Annotated in this window: 1 protein-coding gene; it reads right to left on the reverse strand. The window is 40.5% G+C overall.

Going from position 1 to position 1,621, the window contains the following annotated elements:
• Positions 1 to 1,547: hypothetical protein (locus AB4496_RS13835; RefSeq protein ID WP_372131166.1), on the reverse strand; the 1,547-nt coding region annotated here is incomplete at its 3' end.
• Positions 1,548 to 1,621: the final 74 nt, after the last annotated feature.

Below are 1,621 nucleotides of genomic sequence, written 5' to 3' on the forward strand. Positions count from 1 at the left end.
ATGCACAGCTGTTCAAGAATGAATGAGGCGAAGTTTGCTGGCTGTTCTTGCATCAATGCAATATCAATTAGTTCAATAGGTTGGCCATTGTTTACCCACTTTTTCTGACATGCTGCAACTTCACTTAGTTCAGAGCGCTGAATGATAGTGACATTTAATTCAGACGGTACGTCCGAGCTCCCTTCCATCAAACAATCAGTAGTTATCGTTACATGCTCCCCGGTATTAGTGAGGTGTATCGGCATTGAACGCCATAAATCCTTTTGCTCTTCAGCCCCTATATCAGACAGGAGTGTTTTTAATTCCCAGTCATCAAACGCTGAAAAGTCACACATAGGTAACGCTAACCGATAGACATCAATAATGCCTTGGTAAGACTGTTCCTTAATACCGATAAACTCTTCATGCGGACCTCTCAATACCTGTTCAAATTCTGGGTCCAATTGACACCAACCAGGGAGCTCGCCTGTTTGACACATCTTCCATACTTTCATCCACACGGCTTTTGTGGTTTTGTTTCTTTTCCAAAGAGGATATTTGAGGTCATCCTCTTTATTGCCGTGAATCAGATACCGCAAACCTCGCTTTTCATCCAGCGATTTAAACTCATCAGACAACTCTTTGAGCAATGTCAAACGACCTGACTTGGAACCGAGGGCTGGATACGTAGCAAGCAGAGATAAACAATTGGATTCTGTGCAGCCACCAATTTCTTTGAACTCTTCTAACATACTTACCAGCTTTTGATTCAAGAAACACAGCTCGATATCAGGCGCTGCTGACGCCAACTCTTTAGCGAACCCCATCCCAAATGCTCGCTCGCCCCTTTTAACAAATAGCTGTCGCTTGCTTTTCAAGTCCAATAATTCATTCAAAGAGCGATATTTGGTTTTTTGAATCGAGCCAATGGCATCGACTTTGAACAGTTTCAGGTGTCTACATAGCTGAAAAAACGTCGAAATCTTGATCTCAATATTAGAGTCAGCATTAGAAATAACAAAGTCGATTATCCTATCGCAAGCTGAGGACTGTTGTTGGCTAAAGTTAGACTGGTGCTGATTGATATAGGTGTCTATACAAGCGAGCAGAGATAACAGCTCATCCTGTGCCAGAACTGCATATTCACCATCACTATCTGTGGCAATAAATCTCGGAACCAATAATTTGTCTGTCTTTAGTCCCGAGAGCACATCCCAAATATCTTGATCATCTTTATCAATCGGGATAGCCACTGATTGATCTTTACTAAGGTGTGTAAGCAAAACAGCCACCAGTCCTTTATTAGTCGAAAGCTCTACTAAAGGTTGCTCAGCTAAGGTTTTTTTGAATAAAGGTAACAACAAGGTATTGAGTTCAACCTCAGTAATCTCTCTGCTCACTAAATCAACAAACTGACTTAAATACTCAATATAAATGGACTTTTCAAACACATGATTTATATCTTCACCTAACACTTCTGCCACAAGTGTAGGCGTCCAGTTTGTATCGGTATTTCGTGTGGTCAAAAATTCATACCCACACTTCTGATATAAGGTTTTACTTTTCAAAAGTTGTCTTAATATTGGCAACGTAGACCAAATACGTGATTGATCATTATTTTGAGGTTTAGGTATTGGTATAC

It is taken from the genome of Vibrio sp. 10N.222.46.A1, assembly GCF_041473595.1.
GTDB lineage: Bacteria > Pseudomonadota > Gammaproteobacteria > Enterobacterales > Vibrionaceae > Vibrio > Vibrio tasmaniensis_A.